The organism is Stenotrophomonas sp. 93052_Sma (assembly GCF_056481145.1).
Window position 1 is genome coordinate 3,778,949 of sequence record NZ_CM151134.1, and the last position, 25,774, is coordinate 3,804,722.

Annotated in this window: 17 protein-coding genes and 4 pseudogenes; 5 read left to right on the forward strand and 16 right to left on the reverse strand. The window is 67.5% G+C overall.

Annotated features, from left to right (window positions below):
- Position 1: 1 nt before the first annotated feature.
- The 6 genes and pseudogenes from ACZK2V_RS17785 to nudE all read right to left on the reverse strand — a co-directional run bounded on the left by ACZK2V_RS17785 (position 2) and on the right by nudE (position 4,116).
- Positions 2–961: an SPFH domain-containing protein gene (locus ACZK2V_RS17785; RefSeq protein WP_005410704.1), complete on the reverse strand. Its 960-nt coding sequence runs from the start codon at positions 959–961 to the stop codon at positions 2–4.
- Between the two features lie 66 nt (positions 962–1,027).
- Positions 1,028–1,330 (reverse strand): Mpo1-like protein, encoded by a 303-nt coding sequence (locus ACZK2V_RS17790; protein ID WP_049422150.1) that lies wholly within the window; start codon positions 1,328–1,330, stop codon positions 1,028–1,030.
- A gap of 245 nt (positions 1,331–1,575) precedes the next feature.
- Positions 1,576–1,905, reverse strand: coding sequence for a YnfA family protein (locus tag ACZK2V_RS17795; protein WP_032130110.1), 330 nt, complete (start codon positions 1,903–1,905; stop codon positions 1,576–1,578).
- Complete coding sequence (gene mazG / locus ACZK2V_RS17800) at positions 1,902–2,741, reverse strand: nucleoside triphosphate pyrophosphohydrolase (RefSeq protein WP_049422149.1); 840 nt, start codon at positions 2,739–2,741, stop codon at positions 1,902–1,904. The genes ACZK2V_RS17795 and mazG overlap by 4 nt, the downstream gene beginning before the upstream one ends.
- 13 nt (positions 2,742–2,754) lie before the next feature.
- The gene (gene cysQ, locus ACZK2V_RS17805) at positions 2,755–3,558 is read right to left on the reverse strand and encodes a 3'(2'),5'-bisphosphate nucleotidase CysQ (protein ID WP_006385123.1); all 804 of its coding nucleotides are present in this window, start codon (positions 3,556–3,558) and stop codon (positions 2,755–2,757) included.
- Positions 3,555–4,116: pseudogene (nudE, locus tag ACZK2V_RS17810) on the reverse strand (ADP compounds hydrolase NudE). Before nudE ends, cysQ begins: the two are co-directional and overlap by 4 nt.
- A gap of 77 nt (positions 4,117–4,193) precedes the next feature.
- Between nudE and bioA the strand changes: the two are divergent.
- Both bioA and ACZK2V_RS17820 read left to right on the forward strand, forming a co-directional pair.
- Positions 4,194–5,583: pseudogene (gene bioA, locus ACZK2V_RS17815) on the forward strand (adenosylmethionine--8-amino-7-oxononanoate transaminase).
- A complete protein-coding gene (locus ACZK2V_RS17820) occupies positions 5,574–6,311 on the forward strand; it encodes a 16S rRNA (uracil(1498)-N(3))-methyltransferase (protein ID WP_201117107.1) in 738 nt (245 codons plus the stop codon). Before bioA ends, ACZK2V_RS17820 begins: the two are co-directional and overlap by 10 nt.
- Positions 6,312–6,414: 103 nt before the next feature.
- On the opposite strand, the gene ACZK2V_RS17825 is transcribed toward ACZK2V_RS17820, so the two are convergent.
- The 8 genes from ACZK2V_RS17825 to pilG all read right to left on the reverse strand — a co-directional run bounded on the left by ACZK2V_RS17825 (position 6,415) and on the right by pilG (position 18,384).
- Positions 6,415–6,879 carry a chemotaxis protein CheW gene (locus ACZK2V_RS17825; protein ID WP_201117109.1) on the reverse strand — a complete coding sequence of 155 codons (465 nt, stop codon included), beginning with the start codon at positions 6,877–6,879 and terminating at the stop codon, positions 6,415–6,417.
- Positions 6,876–8,216 (reverse strand): chemotaxis protein CheB, encoded by a 1,341-nt coding sequence (locus tag ACZK2V_RS17830; protein WP_201117111.1) that lies wholly within the window; start codon positions 8,214–8,216, stop codon positions 6,876–6,878. The genes ACZK2V_RS17825 and ACZK2V_RS17830 overlap by 4 nt, the downstream gene beginning before the upstream one ends.
- Positions 8,203–9,411, reverse strand: coding sequence for a response regulator (locus tag ACZK2V_RS17835; RefSeq protein WP_486323336.1), 1,209 nt, complete (start codon positions 9,409–9,411; stop codon positions 8,203–8,205). Before ACZK2V_RS17835 ends, ACZK2V_RS17830 begins: the two co-directional genes overlap by 14 nt.
- Positions 9,305–14,893, reverse strand: a complete 5,589-nt coding sequence (locus ACZK2V_RS17840; protein ID WP_486322636.1) for an Hpt domain-containing protein — start codon at positions 14,891–14,893, stop codon at positions 9,305–9,307. Before ACZK2V_RS17840 ends, ACZK2V_RS17835 begins: the two co-directional genes overlap by 107 nt.
- 100 nt (positions 14,894–14,993) lie before the next feature.
- The gene (locus tag ACZK2V_RS17845) at positions 14,994–17,030 is read right to left on the reverse strand and encodes a methyl-accepting chemotaxis protein (RefSeq protein WP_032130100.1); all 2,037 of its coding nucleotides are present in this window, start codon (positions 17,028–17,030) and stop codon (positions 14,994–14,996) included.
- A gap of 41 nt (positions 17,031–17,071) precedes the next feature.
- Positions 17,072–17,602: a chemotaxis protein CheW gene (locus ACZK2V_RS17850; protein ID WP_005410716.1), complete on the reverse strand. Its 531-nt coding sequence runs from the start codon at positions 17,600–17,602 to the stop codon at positions 17,072–17,074.
- A complete protein-coding gene (locus ACZK2V_RS17855) occupies positions 17,602–17,964 on the reverse strand; it encodes a response regulator (protein WP_005410717.1) in 363 nt (120 codons plus the stop codon). Before ACZK2V_RS17855 ends, ACZK2V_RS17850 begins: the two co-directional genes overlap by 1 nt.
- Positions 17,965–17,982: 18 nt before the next feature.
- On the reverse strand, positions 17,983–18,384 hold the full coding sequence (gene pilG, locus ACZK2V_RS17860; RefSeq protein WP_005418455.1) for a twitching motility response regulator PilG: 402 nt from the start codon (positions 18,382–18,384) through the stop codon (positions 17,983–17,985).
- A gap of 239 nt (positions 18,385–18,623) precedes the next feature.
- Between pilG and gshB the strand changes: the two genes are divergently transcribed.
- Both gshB and ACZK2V_RS17870 read left to right on the forward strand, forming a co-directional pair.
- Positions 18,624–19,571 (forward strand): glutathione synthase, encoded by a 948-nt coding sequence (gshB, locus tag ACZK2V_RS17865; RefSeq protein ID WP_201117115.1) that lies wholly within the window; start codon positions 18,624–18,626, stop codon positions 19,569–19,571.
- Entirely contained in the window at positions 19,571–20,455 is an 885-nt protein-coding gene (locus ACZK2V_RS17870; RefSeq protein ID WP_049422140.1) for an energy transducer TonB family protein, read from the forward strand. The genes gshB and ACZK2V_RS17870 overlap by 1 nt, the downstream gene beginning before the upstream one ends.
- A 662-nt stretch (positions 20,456–21,117) precedes the next feature.
- Here the strand turns inward: ACZK2V_RS17870 and tsaB are convergent.
- Together tsaB and ACZK2V_RS17880 are read right to left on the reverse strand one after the other, a co-directional pair.
- Positions 21,118–21,836, reverse strand: a pseudogene (tsaB, locus tag ACZK2V_RS17875) (tRNA (adenosine(37)-N6)-threonylcarbamoyltransferase complex dimerization subunit type 1 TsaB).
- Between the two features lie 9 nt (positions 21,837–21,845).
- Positions 21,846–23,892, reverse strand: a pseudogene (locus tag ACZK2V_RS17880) (ATP-dependent DNA helicase).
- 196 nt (positions 23,893–24,088) lie between these two features.
- Here ACZK2V_RS17880 and ACZK2V_RS17885 point away from each other — a divergent pair.
- Positions 24,089–25,440 (forward strand): IS3-like element ISStma2 family transposase gene (locus ACZK2V_RS17885; RefSeq protein ID WP_201117120.1). Its coding sequence is split into 2 segments (ribosomal slippage): positions 24,089–24,536 and positions 24,536–25,440, totalling 1,353 coding nucleotides; the frame shifts between segments, so codons are not numbered across the junction.
- The last annotated feature ends 334 nt before the right edge of the window (positions 25,441–25,774 follow it).

Below are 25,774 nucleotides of genomic sequence, written 5' to 3' on the forward strand. Positions count from 1 at the left end.
GTCAGCCTCCGAGCGGCGGCGGCCGCTTGCCGGCGGCCTTGTTGTCCTGGCTGGCCAGCGCCTGCTTCGCCAGTTCGGCCACGCCCGCGATCGAACCGATCACGCCACTGGCCTCCATCGGCATCAGCACCAGCTTCTGGTTCGGCGAACTGGCCAGCTCCTTGAACGCTTCCACGTACTTCTGCGCGACGAAATAGTTGATCGCCTGGACGTCACCCTCGGCAATCGCCGCCGACACCACCTTGGTCGCCATCGCTTCGGCCTCGGCCAGGCGCTCGCGCGCCTCGGCATCGCGGAACGCGGCTTCGCGACGGCCTTCGGCTTCCAGCACGGTGGCCTGCTTCTCGCCATCGGCGCGCAGGATCTCCGACTGCCGTGAACCCTCTGCCTCGAGGATCTGCGCGCGCTTCTCGCGCTCGGCCTTCATCTGCCGCGCCATCGCATCCAGCAGATCGCGCGGCGGCTGGATGTCGCGGATCTCGATGCGGTTGACCTTCACGCCCCAGGGATTGGTGGCATGGTCGACCACGCTCAGCAGCTGGGCATTGATCACCTCGCGCTGGCTGAGCGATTCATCCAGATCCATCGAACCGATCACCGTACGGATGTTGGTCTGCACCAGGGCGATCATCGCCACTTCCAGGTTGGCCACCTCATAGGCGGCCTTGGCGGCATCCAGTACCTGGAAGAACACCACGCCGTCCACGCGCACGGCGGCGTTGTCCTTGGTGATCACTTCCTGGCTGGGCACGTCCAGCACCTGCTCCATCATGTTCACCTTGCGCCCCACCCCGTACACGATCGGGATCAGGAAATGCAGGCCGGGGGTCATGGTGTGCGTGTAGCGCCCGAAGCGCTCGACGGTCCACTCGTAGCCCTGGGGCACCATCCGTACTGCCTTGAACAGGATCACCACGGCCACGAAGGCCAGTACCACGGTAAAGAACATGGTCGGGAACATCTTGCTTTCCTTATCTATGACGTCCAGGCCCCAGCATAGCGCGTGAAGGCCACATTCACAGCGGAGCTACCAGGGCACGCGCCCGCGCAGGATGTCGGCGAACATCACCCAGTCGCCCATGAACGAGTACAGCGGGTGCTGGAAGGTGGCCGGGCGGTTCTTCTCGAAGAAGAAATGGCCGACCCAGGCGAAGCTGTAACCGCAGAACAGGGCGGCCAGCAACAGCACCGGCTGCCCGCGCAGGATCGCTGCAACGACCAGCAGCAGCACGCCGCAGCTGCCGACGAAGTGCAGCCGGCGCGATACCGGGTGGCGGTGCTCGCTGAGATAGAACGGATAGAACTCGCGGAAGCTGGCGAAGCGGGACATGTGCGTGTTCCGGGGGCCGTGGTCACCGCCATCATGCGCCTTCCCGGGGGGGAAAGCGGCCTGGACGGCGTGGCCGATTCTGACAAGGCAGTGCATGATCCGGTGGCGCTGCCTTTGTAGCGTCGAGCCATGCTCGACTGGCCCTCCCAGTTGCAGTCGAGCATGGCTCGACGCTACATAAGAGCGGAAGCCGTCGAGCATGGCTCGACGCTACAAAAGCCGAAGCGGCCGAACATGGCTCGACGCTACACCGGGGGCGTGCGCGGCCCGAACATGATCACCGCCATGCCGGCCAGGCACAGGGCTGCGCCGAACAGGTCCCAGCGGCTGGGGCGGATGCCATCGACCAGCCACAGCCAGAACAGCGCGGTGCCGATGTAGACACCACCGTAGGCCGCATAGACCCGGCCACTGGCGGTCGGGTGCAGGGTCAGCAGCCAGGCGAACAGGGCCAGGCTGGCCGCCGCCGGCAGCAGCAGCCACACGCTGCCGCCCTTGCGCAGCCACAACCACGGCAGGTAGCAGCCGACAATTTCGGCCAGCGCGGTCAGCAGGAACAGCGCGAGCGTCTTCACGCCTTCTCCGCCGCCTTGGCGTGCTGCCACAGTGCTTCCTGCGCATCCAGGTCCATCGACGCCAGCGCTCCACCCTGGGCGTCAGCCTGCGCTTCCATCGCACGGAAGCGGCGTTCGAACTTGTGGTTGGCCCCGCGCAGCGCCGCACCCAGATCGATATCGGCGTGGCGCGCCAGGTTGGCGCAGACGAACAGCAGGTCGCCCAGCTCTTCCTGCAGGCGCGCCTTATTGCCGGCAATGTCGCCGCGCTCGAACTCCTCGCGCAGCTCCTGCAGTTCCTCCGCCGCCTTGTCCAGCACCGGCAACGGGCCCGGCCAGTCGAAACCGACCTTGGCCGCGCGCGACTGCAGCTTCACCGCTCGCTGCCATTCGGGCAGGCCACGCGAGATGCCGGCCAATGCGGAGGTGTCCTGCTCGCCCTTGGCGGCACGCTCGGCACGCTTGATCGCATCCCAGTTACGCGTCACCCCGTCGGCGTCATCGACGCTGACATCGGCGAACACGTGCGGGTGGCGGCGCTGCATCTTGTCGCTGATCGCCCGTGCGACCTCGGCGAAGGCAAAGGCGCCCTGCTCCTCGGCCATGCGTGCATGGAACACCACCTGCAGCAGCAGGTCGCCCAGCTCATCGCAGAGATCATCGAGGTCGCCACGGTCGATCGCATCGGCCACCTCGTAGGCTTCCTCGATGGTGTACGGCGCGATGGTCGCGAAGTTCTGTTCCAGGTCCCAGGGGCAGCCGCCCTGCGGATCGCGCAGGCGCGCCATGATCGCCAGCAGGCGTTCCAGTTCGTTGCTGGCTGCACTGCCGGCGATGGGGGTGTCATGCGCGCTCATGCGGCCTCCAGGGTCAGTCGGACAACCAGTCGCGCCAGGGCAGGCTGGTATCACCAAGGGCAATGAAATCGCCGTTCAACAAGGTCTCGCGGCGGTTGTAGCGGAACGGCTTGCCGGTCGCTGCCGACAGTACCGCACCGCCGGCGGCGTGCAGTACGCACTGGCCGGCGGCGGTATCCCATTCGGAGGTCGGGCCCAGACGAGGATAGACATCCAGGCCACCTTCGGCGATCCGGCAGAATTTCAGCGACGAGCCCTGCGCGATGGTCTCGATGCGGCCCATGCGCGCCAGCAGCGCCTCGGTTTCCGGTGAGCGGTGCGAGCGGCTGGCGGCAACCCGCAGCGGTGCGGTGGCCGGCGTGCGGGTGCGCAGCACGGTGTCGTGCAGGCCCTGGCGACGGTATGCCAGCTCACCACGCATGGCATGCCAGACGATGCCGGTGACCGGCGCCAGCACCACGCCGAAGGCCGGCGCGCCCTGGTAGATCAATGCGATGTTGACGCTGAACTCGCCGTTGCGCTTGATGAACTCGCGGGTGCCGTCCAGAGGGTCGACCAGCCAGTAGGCGCCCCAATGACGGCGTTGCTCCCACGTGACCTGGGCCGACTCCTCGGACAGGATCGGCAGATCCGGGGTCAGCTGCTGCAGGCCCTGCTCGATGACCTGGTTGGCAGCCAGGTCGGCGGCGGTGACCGGGCTGTTGTCGTCCTTGAGCTGCACGTCGAAGCCATCGGCATAGACCTGCATGATGGCCTGTCCGGCTTCCTGGGCAATGGCGATGGCGGTCTCGCGCAGATCCGTGGTCAGTTTGATCATCGCAATCCCTGCAGCCACTGGCGGGCGATGAACAGCGCCGCCAGCGAGCGTCCCTCGGAGAAGTCCTCGCGCAGCATCAGCTGGTCCAGCTCGGCCAGCTTCCACGGGACGACTTCCAGCTCTTCCGGCTCGTCGCCGGCCAGCTTTTCCGGGTACAGGTCGCGCGCCACCACCAGCCACGACTGGTGGCTCATGTAGGTCGGGGCCAGGGTCATCGCGCGCAGCACATCCACCCGGCGCGCCGTAACCGGCCTCTTCCTTCAGTTCGCGGTCGGCGGCCTGCTCGGGGGTCTCGCCGGCATCGATCCGGCCCTTGACCAGGCCCAGTTCGTAGCGGTGCATGCCGGCGGCGTATTCACGTACCAGCAGCACGGTTTCGTCGTCGAGCATCGGCACCACCACCACCGCGCCATGCCCCCGGCTGACCAGCCGCTCGAAGCGGCGGCGTTCGCCGTTGGAGAACTCCAGGTCCAGGTGCTGGCGCTGGAAGGGACCGTTCTCCTCATCGGTGATCCGATGGATGATCGGCAAGCGACGGCCGGCACGGTCATCGTTCATGCGGAATCTCCGCGGCGGCCGGCGCCTGCGCCGGGGCCGATAGAATGTGCAGGCAGCAACATGTTCATGAGCCCGAAATGCTAGCAGACCCAACCCCCTCCCCGCTGGTCGAGCACTGGCGGCAACGCGACCTCAAGGTGCTGTGGCACCCGTGCACGCAGATGCGCGAGCATCCGCACACCCTGCCACTGGTCCCGATCGCACGCGGCCAGGGCGCCTGGTTGTTCGACCACGACGGCAACCGCTACCTGGACGCGGTCAGCAGCTGGTGGACCAACCTGTTCGGCCATGCCGAGCCGCGCATCGGCGGTGCCATTGCCGCCCAGGCCGGGCAGTTGGAACAGGTGATGCTGGCCGGCTTCGGCCACGAGCCGGCGATCACCCTGGCCGAACGCCTGCTGGCGCTGGCGCCGCGGCAGCCCGGCCGCGAGCCGCTGGCCAAGGTGTTCTACGCCGACAACGGTTCAGCTGGCGTGGAAGTGGCGCTGAAGATGGCCTTCCAGTACTTCCAGAACCGCGGAGAGCCGCGCCGCACGCGCTTCATCGCGCTGGAGAACGGCTACCACGGCGAGACCCTGGGCGCGCTGGCGCTGGGTGACATCCCGCTGTATCGCCGCGTCTATGCGCCGCTGCTGGCCGAAGGGCTGTTCGCGCCCTCGCCCGACGCTTACCTGGCCGACCCCGGCCAGAGCGCCGCCGATCGCGCGCCAGGCCGCGGACGGCCTGGCCACACTGTTCGACCAGCATCCGGGCGAAATCTGTGCGGTGATCCTGGAGCCACGCCTGCAGTGCGCGGGCGGCATGCGCATGCATGACCCGGTGTACCTGCAGCGGGTTCGCGAACTGTGTGATGCGCACGGTGCATTCATGATCGCCGACGAGATCGCCACCGGATTCGGCCGCACCGGTACCCTGTTCGCCTGCGAGCAGGCCGGGGTGATGCCGGACCTGATGTGCCTCTCGAAAGGCCTGACCGGCGGCTTCCTGCCGCTTGCCGCGGTACTGGCCACGCAGGCCCTGTACGACGCGTTCCTCGACGACTCGCGCGAGCGCGCCTTCCTGCATTCGCACAGCTACACCGGCAACCCGCTGGCCTGCGCCGCAGCGCTGGCGACGCTGGACATCTTCCGCGACGACGATGTGATCGTGCGCAACCGGGGCATCGCCTCGGTGATGGGCACGCTGGCCGCACCGTTCAGCGACCATCCGCACGTGGCCGACGTGCGCCAGGCCGGCATGGTGGTGGCGTTCGAGCTGTCGCGCGATGGCAACAAGCGCACACCGTTCGACCCGGCCATGCGGCTGGGCCTGCACGCCTACAAGGCCGCGCTGAAGCGCGGTGTGGTGCTGCGTCCGCTGGGCGACGTGCTGTACTGGATGCCACCCTACTGCGTGGATGACGAACAACTGGAGCTGCTGGCACATACCACGCTGGCGGCGATTGACGAGGCGATTGCATGCGCGTGACCCGCTGCCCCATCGACCTGGCGCTGCACAGCGGCCAGACCGTGACCCTGCCGGAAGAGACCGCCAACCACCTGGTACGGGTGATGCGCCTGCGCGAGGGCGATACCTGTGTGCTGTTCAACGGCGACGGCCATGACTACAGCGCCACGCTGACCGTGGCCGGCAAGCGCGAAGTGCAGGTGCGCATCGACGCCGTGCAGGCCATCGACAACGAATCGCCGCTGACGATCACCCTGCTGCAGGGCATCGCCCGTGGCGAGAAGATGGACCTGATCCTGCAGAAAGCCACCGAACTGGGCGTGGCGGCGATCATTCCGGTCAACGCCGAGCGCACCGAGGTGAAGCTGGATGCAGCACGGGCGGAGAAGCGCGTGGCGCACTGGAACAATGTGGTGACCTCGGCCTGCGGCCAGTCCGGGCGCGCGCGCACTCCGCAGGTGGGATCACCGCTGTCGCTGGCGCAGGCGGCAGCGGCACTGCCGCCCGATACGCTGCGGCTGACCCTGGACCCGCTGGGCACACATCGCTTGTCGACGCTGGCGGCCGCTCCGGCAGGCGGCATCGTGATCGCGATCGGCCCGGAAGGTGGCTGGTCGCCACGCGACCGTGATCAACTGGCGGCCGCGGGCTTCCAGGGCCTGCAGCTGGGACCGCGCATCCTGCGCACGGAAACGGCCGGCCTGGCCGCGATTGCAGCGTTGCAGGCACGGTTGGGGGATCTGGGGTAAGGCTCGATTCCTGGTAGTGCCGGCCGCTGGCCGGCCTCCACGGAATCATGCGGTTGCCGGCCAGCGGCCGGCACTACCGGGAACCCGACCGGCGGATGTCCGATCAGGCCTCCAGCGAATCCAGGGCGGCTTCCAGCGCGTCCAGGTTCGGCAGCAGCGCGCTCTGCTCGCCCAGCAGCACACGCATGTGCACGATGTCCGGCAGGGTTTCTTCCGAGGCGTCAGCCAGCAGCCCGTCGCGCGGCACCGAAATCAGCTGCGGGAAGTTCTGCGTCAGCAGCGCGTAGTACGGACGCTGCGCGTTGCCGCTGAGGGCCTTCAGTACCACCACCTTGTTATGGCCGCTCACGGCTTCCTCGCCCAGTCCCGAAAGACGTGCGAACGACACCAGCGGCACCTGCCAGCCGTGCCAACCGATCTCGCCGACCAACCAGCGCGGCGCACCGGAGACCGGCTGCACCGGCACGCGCGACATCATTTCGGCCACGGTGGCATTGGGCAGCAGCACGCGCGCGTTGCCGGCCTGGATCAGGACGCCACGGATTTCGTCATTGCTGGCATAGCTCATGGTGCTTCTCCGTTGTCGTCCTGCTCACCCCAGCGCCCGGCAATCGCCTGCGCCAGTTCCTGCGGTTCACCGGCCACCATGCCGGCAGCAACCACCGCTGTGGCCGCAGCCGGGTCGTAGCAGCCCTCGCCCACCTGCCCGGCCACCCATGCACCGGCGGCGGCCAGATCCAGCGCCGGACCAACATGCGCAAGGTCAGCGCCGCTGAGCAGGACCAGCGCGGTGTGGTCAGCTGGCAGCGCGGCAATCGCAATGCCCTGCGCGTCGCTGACGAAATGCAGGCCGTCACTGGCTGCCTGCACGCCGATGTCATCGGCCAGCACGTGCACTTCACCCGGAGTTGCACGCTGGCCGGCTTCAGCCAGCTGCACCGGCAACGGCGACACGCGTGCCATCTGCTTGACCAGGTTGCCGTAGCGCCCGCCATCCAGGCGCATGTGCACCAGGACGGGCACGCTCAGCGAAGGCGGCAGCGCGCCGAGCAGGCGACGCAGCGCATCCGGGCCACCGATGCCGGCCAGCACCAGCAGCGATCCGGCGCGTGCGCCCACGGGCGCTGCGGCATCCAGATCGACCAGGCTCAGATGACCGGTATCGAAGGAAGGCAGCGGAGCCTCCACGGCAGCGTGGTGCGGAGCGGTTGCCGAGGCATCGGCCTCGTCCTCGACCAGCGACCAGGCGGTGTGGTCGAAGGAGACCGGCGGTAGCGGCGGTGCTGCGGACGCGGTCTCTGCCAGCGACGGCAGTGCGGGGGCCTCCAGCCGCTCAGGCACCACCGGCTGCAAGGCCGCCAGCGCCTGTTCCAGCGCGATCGGTTCGTGCAGCTGTGCAGGCGGCGAGTACAGAGTGTCAGCGGGGACCTCGTCGGCCCAGCTCAATGCCTGCTCCAGGTGCGGCTGCAGCGCTTCTTCCTGCGGCGCCGGTGGCGGTGCCGGGTGGCCCGGCTCCAACTGCAGGCTGGGTTCTTCTTCGGCCCCCGGCGGCAACACCTGCTGGTGGCCATGCAGCTTGGCGGACAGATGACGGCCCCAGCGCTGAGCCTCCCAGCCATCACGACGTGCAGCCAGTTCGGCCTCGTCGAAGACCAGGGTCAGGCCCGGTGCGGACAGCACCGCTTCCAGGCGCTCCAAGGCGTCCTCGATGGCGGCTTCCAGCGCGATCACCACGAACTGTGGGCGCGCCTCCTGCAGGACCCGCGTCTCCAGCGTGTTGGGATCATCTTCCAGCACCAGCTGCACATCGGCGTGCGACAACGCCTCACGCAGGCGCTCACGCGCCGCGCCGGGACGGGCCAGCAGGGCCACGGCCGGAGCCGCTTGGGTTTCACTCACGGACACGGGCGATCCCCAGCAGGTCGTACACGTTACGCATCAGGTCCAGTTCCTGGTACGGCTTGCCCAGGTAACGCTGGACACCGATCTCGAAGGCGCGCTGGCGGTGCTTGTCACCGCTGCGCGAAGTGATCATCACGATCGGCACGTCCCTGTAGCGCGGGTCGGCACGCATCGCGGTGGCGAGCTCGTAGCCATCCATGCGCGGCATCTCGATATCCAGCAGCATCAGGTCCGGCACGCGCTCTTCCAGCCGCTCCAGCGCCTCCACGCCGTCGCGGGCGACGCTGACCTCGAAGTTGTGGCGTTCGAGGATGCGGCCGGTGACCTTGCGCATGGTCAGCGAGTCGTCGACCACCATCACCAGCGGCACCTGGCGCTCCTGGCGCGGTGCGTTGGCCAGCACAGGCAGCGTCGGGTTGGCGAGGAAGCGGCGCACCAGCGGCGCCACGTCCAGGATCACCACCACGCGGCCATCGCCGGTGATGGTGGCACCGTAGATGCCCGGCACCGACGCGATCTGCAGGCCGACCGGCTTGACCACGATTTCGCGGTTGCCCAGCACCTGGTCGATCGCCACGGCGGCACGCAGATCACCGGCACGGACCAGCAGCAGCGGCACCTGGTCCTGGCCATCGGCACGCGCCGGGGCCTGCCCGACCAGGCTGCCGAGGTCGTACAGCGGATAGTCTTCGCCGCTGTAACGGTAGCTGCTGTCGGCGGCTTCGAAACGCTCGCGCGACAGGCGGCCGATACCACTGACCGAGGCCACCGGCACCGCGAAGGTGGTTTCGCCGATCTGCACGAACACCGCCTGGGTGACGGCAAGCGTCTGCGGCAGGCGCAGGGTGAAGCGTACGCCCTGGCCCCGCACCGACTGGATGTCGACCGAGCCACCGAGCTGGCGCACTTCGTTGCGCACCACGTCCATGCCCACGCCACGACCGGCCAGCTGGCTGACCTGGTCGGCGGTGGTGAAGCCGGACGCGAAGATCAGGTTGTCCAGCTCCTGCTCGTTCGGCTGCGCATCGGCGGCCAGCAGGCCACGGTCGATGGCGCGGCGGCGGATCGCCTCGCGGTCCAGGCCAGCACCGTCATCGGCCACTTCCAGCACGATTTCCGAACCTTCGCGGTGCAGGCGGATGGCGATCTCGCCCTCCTCCGGCTTGCCGGCGGCGCGGCGCTGTTCCGGCGCTTCCAGGCCATGGGCTACGGAGTTGCGCAGCATGTGTTCCAGCGGCGCGACCATGCGGTCGAGGACGTTGCGGTCCAGTTCGCCGTGGGTTCCTTCCAGGGTCAGGTGGACCTGCTTGCCGGTATCCATGCCGGACTGGCGGACCACGCGGCGCAGGCGCGGCACCAGGCCATCGAACGGCACCATGCGCGCGCATCAGGCCATCCTGCAGCTCGGAGCTGACGCGCGACTGCTGCTGCAGCAGCGAATCGTACTGGCGTGACAGATCATCGAGCACGCCCTGCAGGCCGCCAAGGTCAGCCGCCGATTCGTTCAGCGCACGGCTGAGCTGCTGCAGGGTGGAGAAGCGGTCCAGCTCCAGCGGATCGAACTTCTGGTCGGCCTGGTCCTGCTCGCGCTGGTAGCGGGCGACGATCTGCGCCTCGGTTTCCAGGTCGAGTCGCCGCAGCTGGTCGCGCAGTCGCGCATTGGTGCGCTCCAGTTCGCCCATGGCACCACGGAAGGCACCCAGCTGCTGTTCAAGCCGCGAGCGGTAGATCGCCACTTCACCGGCATGGTTGACCAGGCGGTCGAGCAGGTCGGCACGCACGCGCACCTGCTCCTGCTGCGGACGCGCCAGCGGATCTTCATCGACCACGCCCTCGGCCGGAAGCGGAGCCGACAGCGGCGCTTCGATCGGGGCCGCCAGTGGGCCCGCGGCCTGTGCGGGCACGGTCTCGATCTCGCTGGCCGCACGCGCGGCCGCAGCGGCTGCGGCGATATCGATGGTGGTGCGGACCTCGAAGGCTTCGACCAGATCCTGCGCCGGCTCCACCACGCGGTGCGCGCCGGTGCGGGTGAGCAGCTGGTGCAGGCGGTCAAAGCCACGCTCCAGCAGCTGCACGTCGCGACGTTCGATCTCGGTACGGCCAGCGGCCACCGCCTCCAGCAGCGATTCGATGCTGTGGCCAAGGTCGCCGATGGCATTGATGCCAGCCATGCGTGCGCCACCCTTCAGAGTGTGCAGATCACGCTGCAGGCCGGCCAGCACCTCGCGGTCCTGCGGTGCATCGCGCAGTTCGCTGATCAGGCCATCGCAGTGGTCGAGCAGGTCCTTGCCTTCCTCGACAAAGATATCGACCAGCTCACGGTCGTACACGCTGAAGTCGAGTGCATCGGCGCCGTCTTCGGCATCCGCCGCAACAGGTGCCTGCTCGTGGTGCGGCGCACGCGGCACGATGTCGGTCGCTGCAACCTGTGCATCGGTATCGACCGTGCCCTGGCCCGGTGCGTCTTCCATTTCGAAGAAGCGCACCGCAGCAGTGCCGCCCTGCGGCGCCTCTGCGGTGATCTCCTCAATCACCGTCGCCGGGGACGGCTGATCGGCGCTCTCTCCTTCACCGACCGCCGCCTCCCCGCCGACGTCCGCATCCTCGGCAAAGGCATCTGCCTCACCCGGCGCGAGTTCGCTGGCCTGGAGGCCGATCACGGGCCATTGCCCGTCGTCGTCCAGGGTCTGCTCCTCCTCGATCACGTGCAGGCCGGCCTCGAGCGCGGCTGCCAGCGTGACCGGTTCTGCAAAACCCGGCACAGCCATTTCATCCTGCAGGCTCGACAGCTCGCTGTCGAGTGGCAGTGCAGCAGCGTCGTCAATGACGTTGTCATCGTCACTGTCCGAATCAAACGGCAACGGCGTATTCAGGTCGATCGCGTCAACTTCCGCAGACACCGGCAACTCTTCCGCGTCGCGGTCATCCACCGGCAGCGCACTGGCGTCGAGGTACGGCGACAGATCGTCCGCCATGGTCAGGTCAGCGTCGTCGACCGTCGCGATCGCCGGCACGGCATCTGATTCGTGCTGGGCAACATCAGGCGCACTTTCAATCGGCTGGATCGATTCAATCGCGCCGGTGTCGTCCGCGGCAGGTTCACCCTCGCCCGGCACCGACGGCCAGCCGGCGTCGAAGTAACGCGAAAGATCGTCGCTGGCGGTCAGCTCGCCCACGTCCAGGCCGCTGTCGGCTGCGACGTCCAGCGCCTCCAGCCCGGTTGCAGCTGGAACCGGTTCCAGCGCATCTTCGGCATGCGACTGCGGCTCGGCAATGAAATCGGTCGCCGCATCGAAAGCGGACGGCATGCTGGTTTCGTCCAGCGTGTCCAGCCCGGCCAGCGGCGCTTCGGCCGCGGATGCCTGCTCGGCATCAGGCGCCAGCTCGACGCCCTCTTCGTCCTCGTCTTCCAGCGCGAACAGCGGCCAGCGCGCTTCCGGCAGCTCGCCGGCCAATGCCTGCAGCCGCTGCACCAGCGCGCCCTGCGGAACAATCCGCGGCTGTTCGGCCTGCAGCGCTTCCATGGTCGCGGTGATCGCCTGCGCGGTCGCATCCAGTGCGGCTACGCCCTCGTCGCCAGGCACCACGTCGGCGGCCAGTGCACGCTTGATGTAGGACTCGGCACCGCCGGTGACCGCCGTGATTTCCGGCACTTCGGTCATCGCGAAGGCGCCGTTCATGGTGTGCACCGCACGCAGCAGTGCGTCGCTGACCGGCTGCGGTGCCTGCTGCGCCGAACGCAGCCATTCCTGCAGGGTCGCCTGGTGGACTTCTACCTCGGCCTCGAGGATCTCGCGCAGTACGCTGTCGATGTTGGCCGGGGTACCGGCGTCTTCCGCCACCGCCGTGGCATCGGCCTGCGCCGACGCAGCGGCCTCGGCTTCCAGCAGGCGGCTGATTTCGTCTTCGCCTTCGGACTCGGCCAGTGTCGCTGCCGGTGCGGCCGCAGCCGGCAACGGCACGTAGAAGGTCTCCTCGCCGGCACCGACCCGATCGGCAATGGCCTGCATCGCCTGCAGGTCCACGCTGATGCGCTGGCCATGGCGCAGCGCGGCGTTCAGCTGCGGCAGCGCGGCATGGGCGTTGTCGACCATCGCCAGCACCGCCGGAGTCGCCGGGCGACTGCCATCGAGCACGCGATTGAGCATGCCTTCGATCTTCCAGGCGAACTCGCCCAGGGTGCGTGCACCCACCAGGCGGCCACTGCCCTTGAGGGTGTGGAAGATGCGGCGGATCGGCCGCAGCCGGTCCATGTTGTCCAGCTGCATGCGCCATGCCGGCAGCAGCGTGCCCAGGTTGGCCAGCTCGTCGTCGAACTCTTCCAGGAACACCTCGCGGATGTCCTCGTCGATGTTCTCGGCATCGTCGTCGAAGCCGGCCTCGAAGCCGGTCTCGGTGCCGGCCACGACCGGGATGTCCGCAGCGGGTGGAGCCGCCATGGCCTGCGGATTGAAATCGGCCGCCGCGGCGCTCAGCTCGGCGAAGAACTGCGCGTCGGCTTCGCTGAAGTCGATGGGCGCGATGGTGTCGATATCAATCACCGACACCGCCGGTGCCGGTGCATCGGAGACCGGCGTCAGCACCTCGGCCATCGGCGCGGGCACGTCCTCCTGCACATCCGCCGGAACCGCGTCCGCTTCGGCAACCACAGGGCTTTCGTCCACCCGCACGGATGCAGCGGGATCGACGATCTCCAGCGCCGGGTGCAATCCGGCGTCGTCGTCCAGCGACAGCGTCTCCATCGCGTGCAGCGACAGCACGTCGTCGGCATTGTCCAGCGCATCGGCGTCGAAACGGAACACCACGTCGTCACCGGCGGCGACCACATCGTGCTCGGCAGCCACCGGGTCGAACACGGGCGCGGCAACGTCAGCGGTGTCGAAGGGCACCGACGCGTCGACGTCGTCCTCGACATCCATCACAGCCACATCGGCCAATGCCGGCGGTGTTGCCTCCGACAGTGTCCACTGCGGCGCCGGTTCCACGCTGGTTTCGGTCCGTTCGAAACTGACCGGGTCGAAGCTGGCGAAGGTCGGACTGCGCTCGTCTTCGGCACTCGCGGTCGGCTCGGAATCCGGATGGAACGGTGCGAGATCCCATTGCGGTACCTCGGGCGCAGGTGCGCTGGAGGCGGCGAAGACCAGCGGTGCATCCGCGTCGTCATGCAGCGACAGCGGTGTGGAGGCGACACTCCCCAGCGCCCCGAACATCAGGCGGTTGTCCACCACCTCCGGTGCAGGCGTGGCCGGTGGCGGATCGAAGGTGAAGTCCGGCAGCGGCACCGGCACCGTGCCGGCGGCAGGCGCGGCCGGCTGCACCGGAATCTCGATGGGCTCCGGCTGCAGCGGCTCGGCCTGCAGCGTGACCGGCTCGCGCTCGATCAGCAGCGACGCAAACGCAATCGGCGCGGCTGCAACAGGTTCCGCCGCGTTGCGCTCCGGCAACGGCCAATAGCGCAGCGCTTCAAGGCTGCTGCGGGTGATGTCGAGGATGTCCTCGCGCCCCGGCCGACGGTCGCGCAGGGCTTCGAGGTAATACTCCAGGCTGGCCATGGCGTCGGCCAGGGTGTCCAGCTGGCGGCCACTGGGCACGCGCTGGCGACCGATCAGCTCGGCTTCGATGTACTGCTGCACACCGCGCAGGTAATCGGCAGCCGTGCCCAGATCCAGCATGCGCAGCGCGCCGGAAACATCGCCCAGCAGGCGCGGCACGTCCTGCAGCTCGGCATGGTTCCAGCTGGTTTCAATGAAAGCGACAAAATGCTCGCGGGCGGCGGCGAAGTTGGCGATGGCCTCATGTGCCAGCACCTCCACCGTGCGCCGGTTCTCGACCGCGCTCGGATCATCTTCGCCACTGCCGCCGGCGCCCAGATGGGCGACCTGGTCGTCCAGCGACGCGTCCACGTAGAGCAATGCGCCGGCGATATCCAGCAGCAGGTTCTCGTCGATCTGCTGGCGGCCTTCGACCACGCCACGCAGCGCATCGCGCTGCTGCACGACCACGCCACGGGCCACGCCCAGGCCCATCATGCCCAGCGTATCGGCCACGGCGCCAAGTTCGTTGGCCTGGGTCTGCAGCTGTTCGGGCGCACCGCCAGTACGCAGGTGCAGGTCCAGCGCATCCTTGATGCGCAGCAGTTCTTCCTTCACCGCGCTGCCCACGGTATCCAGCAGCTCGCGGTTGCGCCCGCTCAGGCTGCCACGGGCATGGTCCAGCTCGGCCTCGGTGGCGCTGACGCTGTCCGGCGCGAACGCCAGCAGCACGCTGTCATGCACGCCCTCTTCGCCACGCGCGGCACGGATTTCGTTGAGCAGCGGCATCAGCACGATCGGAATATCGCGGTGGCCGTTCTGCAGCCGCTCCAGGTAGTCGGGCAGCAGCACGCTGCCACGCATCAGGGTCGCGCAGGCTTCATCCCGATCAGCCACGCTACCGGCGCCGATGGCATTGGCCAGCTGTTCAAGCTCCTCGGCCACCATCGCCGGGGCGTACAGCTCGACCATGCGCAGGGTGCCCTGCACCTGGTGCAGGTAGCCGGCGCAGATGCGCATGCGGCTGGCATCGGCCGGGTCTTCCGCGTAGTACTCGACCTCGTTGCGCACCTGACGCAGGGTCTCGTCCAGCTCGGGCTTGACCCAGCCCAGCGCTGCGTGGCTCATCGCATCGCGCAGACTGCTCATGGACGCGCTCCGGTCGCCGTCGCGCGGAAGCCGCGCGAGTTCTGGCGTGGGGAATGGAAATGCTTCATCGACTGGTTCCTTGCTCGCCGCCCTGCCCGCGTCACGCCGGCAGCTTGAAGTCGGCGACCGAACGGCGCAGGTCGGCCGCCAGCTGCGCGAGGTGACCGATCGATTCGGCGGTCTGCCCGGCACCCTGCGAGGTCTGGCCGGTGATCTGCCGGATCACGCCCATGGTGCGGGTGATGTCCGAGGCCGCAGCCGACTGCTGCTGGGCGGCGATGGAGATGTTCTTGATGAGGGTGTTCAGTGCATTGGACACGCGCTCGATTTCGGTCAGCGCGGTGCCGGCGTCCTCGGCCAGGCGTGCACCGGACACCACTTCGGCGGTGGTCTGTTCCATCGAGGTGACCGCTTCGTTGGTATCGGCCTGAATGGCCTGCACCAGGTTCTCGATGCGTCGGGTCGCGCCGGAGGTACGTTCTGCCAGGCGCTGCACTTCGTCGGCCACGACCGCGAAACCGCGGCCTGCTTCACCGGCCGAGGCCGCCTGCACCGCTGCGTTCAACGCCAGGATGTTGGTCTGCTCGGAAATGTCGTTGATCAGTTCCACGATCGAACCGATTTCCTGCGACGATTCGCCCAGGCGCTTGATGCGCTTGGAGGTTTCCTGGATCTGGTCACGGATCTGGTCCATGCCCTGGATGGTCTCGCGCACCACGCCGGCACCTTCGGCGGCGATTACCACCGAGCGTTGTGCCACGTCGGCCGACTCGGCCGAGTTGCGCGACACCTGTTCGATGCTCGCCGCGATTTCGCCGATGCGGTCCGAAGCCGAGGTGATCTGGTTGGCCTGGTGGCCCGCCGCTTCTGCCAGCTGCATGGCGGTGGCCTGGGTTTCCTGGGTGGACAGCGCGACCTTGGCCGAGGTGTCGTTGATGGTGGTCACCAGGTGGCGCAGCTCGTCGACGGCGTAGTTGATCGCGTCGGCGATGGCGCCGGTCATGTCCTCGGTCACCGAGGCCTTCACTGTCAGGTCGCCCTCACCCAGCGAGGAGATTTCGTCCAGCAGCCGCATGATCGCCTGCTGGTTGCGGCTGTTGAACTCCACCTGGGTCTGGTAGCGCAGTTCCTGCTCGCGCGAGCGGCTGCGCACGTTGGTGGAGACGAAGCCGATGATCGCGATCAGCGACAGCGCACCGGACACCACGCCGATCCAGAAGTTCGGGAACAGGCGGGTATCGGACACCGAGCCGAACGAGGAGAACGCCTCGAACAGCTTGCGGCTGTCGTCCAGCATGTGTGCCGACCCCTGGCCCAGCGCAGTGGCCGCCGACTGTGCGGCGAACAGCTGGCGCGAGCTGGCCAGGATCGCGTCAGCGTCCTGCTTCATCGCTTCCCACTTCTGCTGCGACTGCTCCAGCGCGGCCACGGCGGCAGCACCACGCACGGCGGTGATACCCAGTTCCTCGTTGCCGTTGCGCAGGCCGTCGAGCACCTGCGAGAACACGGTGATGTCGCGTGCCAGTGCATCGCCGGACGTCGCCGCAGCGCTGCCACCGGCGCGCATTTCGGTCACGCGACGGGCCATGGAGCCGGCCACCACCACCTGCTGCAGGGCGCTGTACACCTGCGACGACGGCGCGCCGGAGGCGGACATCGCACGCACCAGCTCGTTCAGCTGGGCCTGCAGGCCCGGCACCGCGCCGGTGAAGTTGTTGGCATTGCCGGCCAGCGCCAGCACCGCCGGTTCACTGGCGACCAGCTGCCCGGCCTGCTTGCCCAGCGGCGCCCAGGTTTCGGCCAGGGTGGCGATCGCACCCGACACACCCGGCTCCTTGCCGTAGCGCCCCTGCAGGGTCGACACGTTCTGTTCGATCGCGTTGCGGGTCGCCTTGAAGGCGGTGAACGCCTGCGCGTTGCCGCCCACCGCGTCACGGCCCTGGTTGGCCAGCTGCTGCGACAGCACCTGCAGGTCGGCTGCCTTGGAACCGGCATCGGCCAGGCGACTGCCCTGCCAGGTGGCGACGCCGGTGTTGACGCCGAACAGGATCATCGATGCCAGCAGCAGGAACAGCCAGAGGTTGCTGCCGCCCAGCCGCAGCTTGCCGGTCTTGGTGGCGTCCGAAGCAGTACTCATCGTTCAACCTCGATCTTCAATGCAGGGGGCGATGCCCGGCCTCAGGCCGCGGCTTGCCGGAATTCAGGGGTACGCGACAGCAGCGAGAGCGAGAACACGCCCCAGTCATGGCCGTCGGCATGGAAGGCGCGATCGACGAAGTGGCCGTAGCGCCCTTCGGCCAGCGTGCCGGCCGCGATCTGCTGGTCCAGTTCGAAGCTGCGCTGGCCGAACAGTTCATCGATGGTCAGCGCGACGTCGCCGCCGGCCTGGCGCATGATCAGCACGCGCTGGCCTTCCTGCTGCACGGTACGCGTGCCTTCCAGGAAGTACTTCAGGTCGACCACCGGGAACAGGTTGCCGCGCAGGTTGCCCACGCCCAGCAGCCACGGCTGCGCGCACGGCACCGGGGTGACCGGCGGCATCGGCACGATTTCCACCACTTCGCGGAAATCGGATACCAGCCGGCGCTGGCCGACGCGGTAGCCCACGCCACGCCAGAGGTCCTGGGCGAACTGCCGCTCGGGCAGCTGCACCGCATGGGCCAGGCTGCGCCGTTCATAGGCTTCGAGGATGTCGAAGGGCGAGCGCATCAGGCCACCAGTTCGTTGATCCGCGCGATCAGTTCATCCTCGCGCGGCGGCTTGACGATGTAATCGGCTGCGCCCTGGCGCAGGCCCCATGCCTTGTCGGTTTCCATCGCCTTGGTGCTGACGATGATCACCGGGATGTGCTTGATCGCTGCGTCACGGGCCATCGCGCGGGTGGCCTGGAAGCCGCTCATGCCGGGCAGGACCACGTCCATCAGCACCAGCTGCGGCACCTGGTCGCGGACCAGCTGCAGTCCATCCTCGGCGTTGTCCGCTTCCAGCACCTCATGGCCGGCACGGCGCAGCCACTGGGTGAACACCGCGCGGTCGGTCGGTGAATCCTCGATCAGAACGATACGAGCCATTGTGCCTTTCCCCCCTGGTCAGGCGTTGACGTATGTGCGGATGGCACCCAGCAGTTCTTCACGCGTGAAAGGCTTCGTCAGGTACTGCTCCGAGCCGACGATGCGTCCCCGCGCCTTGTCGAACAGGCCATCCTTGGACGACAGCATGATGACCGGGGTCGCCTTGAACAGCTGGTTGCCCTTGATCAGCGCACAGGTCTGGTAGCCGTCCAGGCGCGGCATCATGATGTCGACGAAGATGATCTGCGGTTGCTGGTCTGCGATCTTCGCAAGTGCTTCGAAGCCGTCGGTGGCGGTGACCACCTCGCAGCCTTCGCGCTTGAGCAGCGTTTCCGCAGTCCTGCGGATGGTCTTCGAATCATCGATGACCATCACCCGGAGTCCTGCGAGTTCCCCGCCCGCAGTCGTGTTTTCAGTCATTGCCTATCCCCAAGCGCACGGCCCGATCTCTGGCGGGGGCCGCTACGAAAGCGTATCTATATCGCACTTTCCGCGCCCGCTTCAAGGCCGCCCCATGGCGTGGGGCATCGCCCCCTCCTGAACGTGACGGGTTTCGCAATGCGTGCGCGGCGCCGGGCGGACGCAGCGTTGCAGTACGGCGGGGAGGCGCGCGACCGGCGTTGCCGCTACCATCAACGCCTTGCCAGACAGGTGCGCCCATGCCGTTGAACGTCATCGTGGTGATGGACCCCATCGCCCACATCAAGATCGCCAAGGACACCACCTTCGCCATGTTGCTGGAAGCCCAGCGCCGCGGCCATGCCCTGCGCTACGTGCGCCCGGGCGGGTTGGCCCTGGAAGGTGGCGTGGCGGTGGCCCAGACCGCACCGCTGCAGGTGCGCGACGACCCGGCCGGCTGGTATGAGCTGGGTGCGTTCAGCCGTACCGAGTTCGGTCCCGGCCAGATCGTGCTGATGCGCAAGGACCCGCCGGTCGACGCCGAGTACATCTACGACACCCAGGTGCTGGACGTGGCCGCCGCTGCCGGTGCCTGCGTGGTCAACAACCCGCAGGGCCTGCGCGACTACAACGAGAAGCTGGCCGCCCTGCTGTTCCCGCAGTGCTGCCCGCCGACCCTGGTCAGCCGCGACGCCAAGGCGCTGAAGGCCTTTGCCCTGGAACACGGCCAGGCCGTGCTGAAGCCGCTGGATGGCATGGGCGGCCGCTCGATCTTCCGCAGCGGCAAGGGCGATCCGAACCTGAATGTGATCCTGGAAACCCTGACCGACGGCGGCCACAGGATGGCGCTGGCACAGAAGTTCATCCCCGACATCACCGCCGGCGACAAGCGCATCCTGCTGGTCGATGGTGAGCCGGTCGATTACTGCCTGGCGCGCATCCCGCAGGGTGATGAATTCCGCGGCAACCTCGCCGCCGGTGGCCGCGGCGAAGGCCGCCCGCTGAGCGAGCGCGACCGCTGGATCGCCGCCCAGGTCGGGCCGGAGATGAAGCGTCGCGGCATGCGCTTCGTCGGCCTGGACGTGATCGGTGATTACCTGACCGAGGTCAACGTGACCAGCCCGACCTGCGTGCGCGAACTGGACGCACAGTACGGCCTGAACATTGCCGGCACCCTGTTCGACGCACTCGAGGCCGGCCTGCGCTGATGCCGTCCGCACCTGCCGTACTGCCCCCGCCGCCGCGCGAAGCGCAACGGCTGGGGGCGACCATCGCGTTGTCGGTGCTGGTCCACGCCCTGCTGATCCTGGGCGTGGGCTTCGCCGTGAAGGGCGATGCACCGCTGGTGCCGACGCTGGAAGTGATCTTCAGCCAGACCCGCACCGCACTGACGCCGAAGCAGGCTGATTTCCTGGCCGCAGCCAACCAGGAAGGCGGTGGCGAACACGACCGCGCACAGCGTCCGCGTGACAACCAGGCCGGCATCGTGCCGCAGGCCCAGTCCGGAATCAGCCCGATTCCGCAGCAGCAGCAATCGGCCGCACCGGTTCCGCCGCCGCAGGCGCGGGTGGTCAGCAGCCGCAATGGCGAAGAGGTGGTCGCGCAGGCACAGTCCCGGCCCACGCCGGATCAGCCCGAACCGGATGCGCCCTTGAGCGCACGCGAACAGCGCGACGTGGAGATGGCGCGCCTGGCCGCCGAAGTGCACCTGCGCTCGGCGCAGTACGCCAAGCGTCCGAACCGCAAGTTCGTGTCGGCCAGCACGCGCGAATATGCCTATGCCAACTACCTGCGTGCCTGGGTCGATCGCGCCGAGCGCGTCGGCAACCTGAACTACCCGGACGAGGCCCGGCAGCGCCGCCTGGGTGGCCAGGTGGTGATCAGCGTGGGTGTGCGCCGCGATGGCAGCGTGGAAAGCAGCCGGATCCTGCGTTCGAGCGGGACGCCGTTGCTGGATGAGGCGGCTCTGCGGGTGGTGAAGCTGGCGCAGCCGTTCCCGCCGTTGCCGAAGACCGAGGATGAGATCGATATCCTGCAGGTCACCCGCACGTGGGTGTTCCTGCCGGGCGGCACCCTGCACGACGACCGATAGGGTTTTGTTGCCCGGGCCTGCGGCCCGGGACCCGCTGAACGTCAACGTCAACGTCAACGTCAAAGGCGGCGGTTGGACTGTGGATTTGGTGTGGCGGGGTGGCTGGGCAGGACACGCCGTAAACCCATCCCTGGGGGCTCGATGGCGCCTTGCTCGTGCGCGCTGTCCTGCGCACACGGCAAGACCGGGGTTGGGCATCCTTCCCAACCCGCCCGAGGCATGCCTCGGGCCCATGGCGCCAACGGTCCTGCCCAGCCACCCCGCCCCACCCCTGACAGATCCCGGCGCATCGCGTCCCGCTCCGCTGTTGGTAGGTGTCGACCTTGGTCGACACACATCCACGCTATGCGTGGATGCGAGCGAAGCGATCCGCTTTTGACTTTGATTTTCTTTTGATTTTCCGTGGCGGACGCACACGGAAACTGTCAGAGGTCGGGCGGGGTGGGTTCGCGGGGGTATCCGCGCCATGGATGGCGCGGCTAAGCCCCCAGGGGTGAGGGCGCTTTGCTTGCGAAGCACGGCTTCGCAAGCGCCCGAACGCACAGCCGCCAGCGGCTGGGCCGGACCGCGGAGCGGGGTTCACGGCGTCCCCCGCGAACCCACCCCGCCCGGCCAAGCGCGGCTTTTGATTTACGCGATCAACCAACCCCGCCACGAGGGGCTCAGCCGTTGGCCTTCGCCTTCGCCTCGCGCGCGGCCTGTTGCTCGACCAGGGTCAGTGCCACGTTGTCACGCAGGTACGCCGGCTCGACCTTCTCCGGTGCGATGGCTTCGCCGCGCGCGAAGGCCGGCACCGCGAGCGCCAGCACGTCCGATGCCCGCGGCAGCGCAGTGGGTGCACATCAACGCCGCGCAGGCCAGCGCCCAACTGCGTAACAAGCGCGCCCTCGGCCGCACCAAACCCGGTACCGACGCCGTAGGCGGACAGCCCTTCCGGTAGCGATACCGCAGCGGGTGCGCATACGCACTCGGCATCACGCACCACCGGCAGGCCGTCCACACGCTCGAAGCGCGCGACATACAGTTCGCCCATCCGCGCATCGATCGCTGACAGGATCTGCGTTTCTTCTGTCGGTGCCCGCAACGCCAGCACCTGCAGCGTCGAGACCGGCAACAGCGGACGGTCCAGGGCCAGCGCAATGCCCTGGGCAATCGCGATCGCAAGACGCACGCCGGTGAACGCGCCGGGGCCGCGGCTGAGCGCGATGCCGTCCAGCTGGCGGCGGCTGATGCCGGCTTCGGCCAGCAGCGCCTCCGCCCACGGCAGGCTCAGTTCGGCGTGCCGGCGCGGGGCGATCTCGAAGCGGTCCAGCACCTGCCCATCGACATGCAGGGCAACGGAACAGGCTTCGGTGGCGGTTTCAAAGGCGAGCAGTTTCATCGGATCGGGTCAGAACAGGGGGAACGTGGCACCGGGCGCCGGCTCAGGGCCGGTCGCAACAGCGACTGGGGCAGCCTCATCATCGGCCGCAGGCGCCCATTGTGGCGTAAAGAAGGCCTGCACATCGGCCAGGCTGCGAGTACGCCGGAACGGCGGCAGCGAATCGAGGAAGACCCGGCCATAGCCCCGGTTGAGCAGGCGCGGGTCGCACAGTACCAGCACGCCACGGTCGCTCTCGCTGCGGATCAGGCGGCCGACACCCTGCTTCAATGCGATCACCGCCTGCGGCAACTGCTCGTCGCGGAACGGATTGCCGCCCTGGCTGCGGATCGCCTCCAGCCGCGCCTCGTACACCGGATCGCCCGGCGCCGCGAACGGCAGCTTGTCGATCATCACCACGCTCAGCGCTTCGCCGACCACATCCACGCCCTCGCGGAAACTGGCCGAGCCGAGCAGCACGCCATTGCCTGATTCACGGAAGCGCTGCAGCAGCGTCGCGCGCGGTGCCTCGCCCTGCACGAACAACGGCCACGGCCCGTCGCGCAATGCCTCGGCGGCCTCACGCAATGCACGGTGCGAGGCGAACAACAGGAACGCCCTGCCCTGCGAGGCCTGCAACACCAGCCGCAAGGTCTGGATCAGCGCGGTGCCAAACCCGCGCGCCGCCGGATCGGGCAGGCCTTCGGGCAGGTAGCACAGCGCCTGCTCGGGCCAATTGAACGGGCTTGGCTGCACCAGCGTGTGCGGATCGTCCAGGCCCAGGCGGGTGGCGATGTGATCGAAACCACCGCCCACGGTCAGCGTTGCCGAAGTGAAGATCCACGCGGCACGGCTGCGCTCGCGATGCTCACGCAGCGGACCGGACACATCCATCGGCGTGCGCTGGCAACGGAAACCACGTGGCGTGAGCTCGTACCAGAGCACATCAGCCGCGCTGGCAGTGTCCGCCGGATCGGTATCGAAGTCGAGAGTGGGCTCGTCATCGCCCAACCAGCGGCTGAGCCGCGAGACCGCCTCACGCGCCCGCGCATGACAGGCATCCAGACCCGCCGCCGCTTCGCGCAGCGGCTGCAATGCCTGCTCCAGGGTCACCAACCCTGCCATCACCGTATCGAAGCCGTCGCGCACCTGTGGCATCGCCAGCGCGCCATTGCGTGCCACGCGGCGGCAGTCCCTCCATCGCCGAACGCAGCGCCAGCAGCGCCTGCTGCAACTGGTCGACCGGTTCCTGCAGCGCCGACTGCGCGCCGCCCACACCGCGTGCTTCAGCCAGGCAATCGCGCCCGAGCTCCTGCCACGGGCGCATGCCAAAACCCTCGCCGAAGAACTGCGCGGCCAGTTCGGGCAACTGGTGCGCCTCGTCGATGACGAAGGCCTGGGCGCCCGGCAGCAGTTCACCGAAGCCATCCTGCTTCAGGGCCAGATCGGCCAGCAGCAGGTGATGATTGACCACCACCACATCGGCAGCCTGTGCACGCTGCCGCGCACGCACCACGAAGCAGTCATCCCAGAACGGGCAATCGGTGCCCAGGCAGTTGTCGACGGTGGAGGTGACCATCGGCAGCAATGGGGAGTCGTCGGCCAGCCCGTCGAGCTCGGCGATGTCACCGAACTCCGAGCGACCGGACCAGGCCAGGATGCGCTGGAACTGCGCTGCCTGTTCGGGGCTGGAAAAACGCGGCTCTCCACGCGCCTGCTGCAAGCGGTAGCGGCACAGGTAATTCGCACGCCCCTTCAGCAGCGCACTGCGCAGGCCGACCCCGAGCGCCTGGCGCACGCGCGGCAGATCGCGATGGTAGAGCTGGTCCTGCAGCGCGCGGGTGCCTGTGGAGATGATGGTGCGCAACCCGGACAGCAGCACCGGCACCAGATAGGCAAACGTCTTGCCGGTGCCGGTACCGGCCTCGGCCAGCAGCAGATCACGCTGCTGCAGCGCATCGGCGATGGCTTCGGTCAGGTGCAGCTGTGCCGGACGCGGGACGAATGCATCCAGGTGCGAGGCGAGCGCGCCGCCGTCGCTGAGGGCTTCGCGGCTGGCATGGACAAGGTCGGACATCAGAGGGAAAGGATACCCGGCCGGGCGCTGCCCGGCACCCGTTTCAAGCCGGAGCACAAGCAACGGCAACAGCGCTGTTCACGGCTCTGGGTTGTACTGAGGGCTGGCGGGGGACTGTGGGTTTGCGGGGACGCCGTAAACCCGTCCTTGAAGTGCCCCCCGGGAGTTGGACGCTAGATCCAACCCCGAGGGATACATGAACAAATACGACGCGCGTTTCAAACTGCAGGTCGCCAAAGAGGCCTGCAAGACCTCCACATCGGTCAAAGCCATTGCCCGTCGCCACGGCCTGGAGTTCTCCACGGTCAGGCGCTGGGTGGCGACCTATCGGCTGCATGGGAGGCGGGGATTTCATCGCCAGGCCCGGTCCTATGACCTCCCGTTCAAGCTGGCTGTCCTGGAGAAAATGAGCCAGGACGGCCTGTCCGGGCGGGAGGCCACCACCTACTTTCAAATTGGCGATGCCGGCGCGGTGGGGCGATGGCGGCGCCTGTATGCTCAAGGCGGTGCCCAAGCGTTGGCACCCCCTCCGCCGCCGCCCCGAAAGCCGATGAAAAAGACCCGTTCGTCCAAGCCACCTGAAGATATGAGCCGCGATGAGCTGCTCAAGGAAGTCGCCTATCTGCGTGCGGAGACCGACTACCTAAAAAAACTCGATGCCTTGATCCGGGAAGAGCAGGCGGCGCAGGACGCAAAGCGCAAGCCGTCCAAGGATTGAGGCAGGTTCATACGCTGTCGCTTCTGCTCGAAGCAGCTGAGCTGTCACGCAGTACGTTCTATTACCAGAACCATGTCCTGGCCCATCCGGATCAGGATGAGGCAGCCCTGTGCGAGCGCATCCGTGCAATCTACGATCAAAGCCAAGGGCGCTATGGCTATCGCACGGTGACGCTGGAATTAGCCAATCAGGGTCATCGGACCAATCACAAGCGGGTTCAGCGCCTGATGGGGGAGATGGGACTGAAATCGCGGGTGCGTGTGAAGCGCTACCAGGCCTTCAAGGGGGCGGCCAATGTTGTGGTTGGCAATGACCTCAATCGCCAGTTCCATGCCGAGCGCCCCAACCAGAAATGGGTGACTGACGTGACCGAGTTCAAGGTGCAGGGCATGAAGCTGTACCTGTCGCCGATCATGGACCTCTACAACGGCGAAATCGTGGCTTATCAGATCAAGCGTCGGCCCGTATTTGATCTGGTGGGCCAAATGCTGGAGGAGGCCATCAAGAAGCTTCCCCCGGATGAGCGCCCCATGATCCACTCCGACCAGGGCTGGCAGTACCAGCATGAAAACTACCGGCACATGCTGGAAAAGCACTCGTTGAAACAAAGCATGTCCCGGCGCGGCAACTGCCTGGACAATGCGGCGATGGAAAGCTTCTTTGGGACGCTGAAGTCGGAATTCTTCTACCTGAACAGCTTTGACAGCCTCGAGAGTCTGGAGGCTGGGCTGGTGGAATACATCCAGTACTACAACGAAGAACGCATCAAACTGAAACTGAAAGGTCTGAGCCCGATAAAGTACCGGGAGCAGGCCCAGTCGGCCGCCTGACCCCGTCCAAGTCTCGGGGGTCACTTCACCTTGGGGGCTTGGCCGCGGCATCCATGCCGCGGACACCCCGCAAACCCACAGTCCCCCGCCTTCGAGAGTTTCCCGGTGACGGAGGGACAGGCTTCGCAAAGTCGAGCATGCTCGACTGGCAGCTCAGAAGCGGTGGGAGTAACGGGGAAAGAAGAAAGGAAACGGCAGCGAGCGCGCGCAGCGCGACCCGCTTTTGATTTTGATTTTGTTCTTGCCTGCGGCCCGCGCGATGCATGGCGGGCCGGGTGGGTGGGGCGTGCAGGACCGTTGGCGCCATGGATGGCGCCATCGAGCCCCCAAGGAT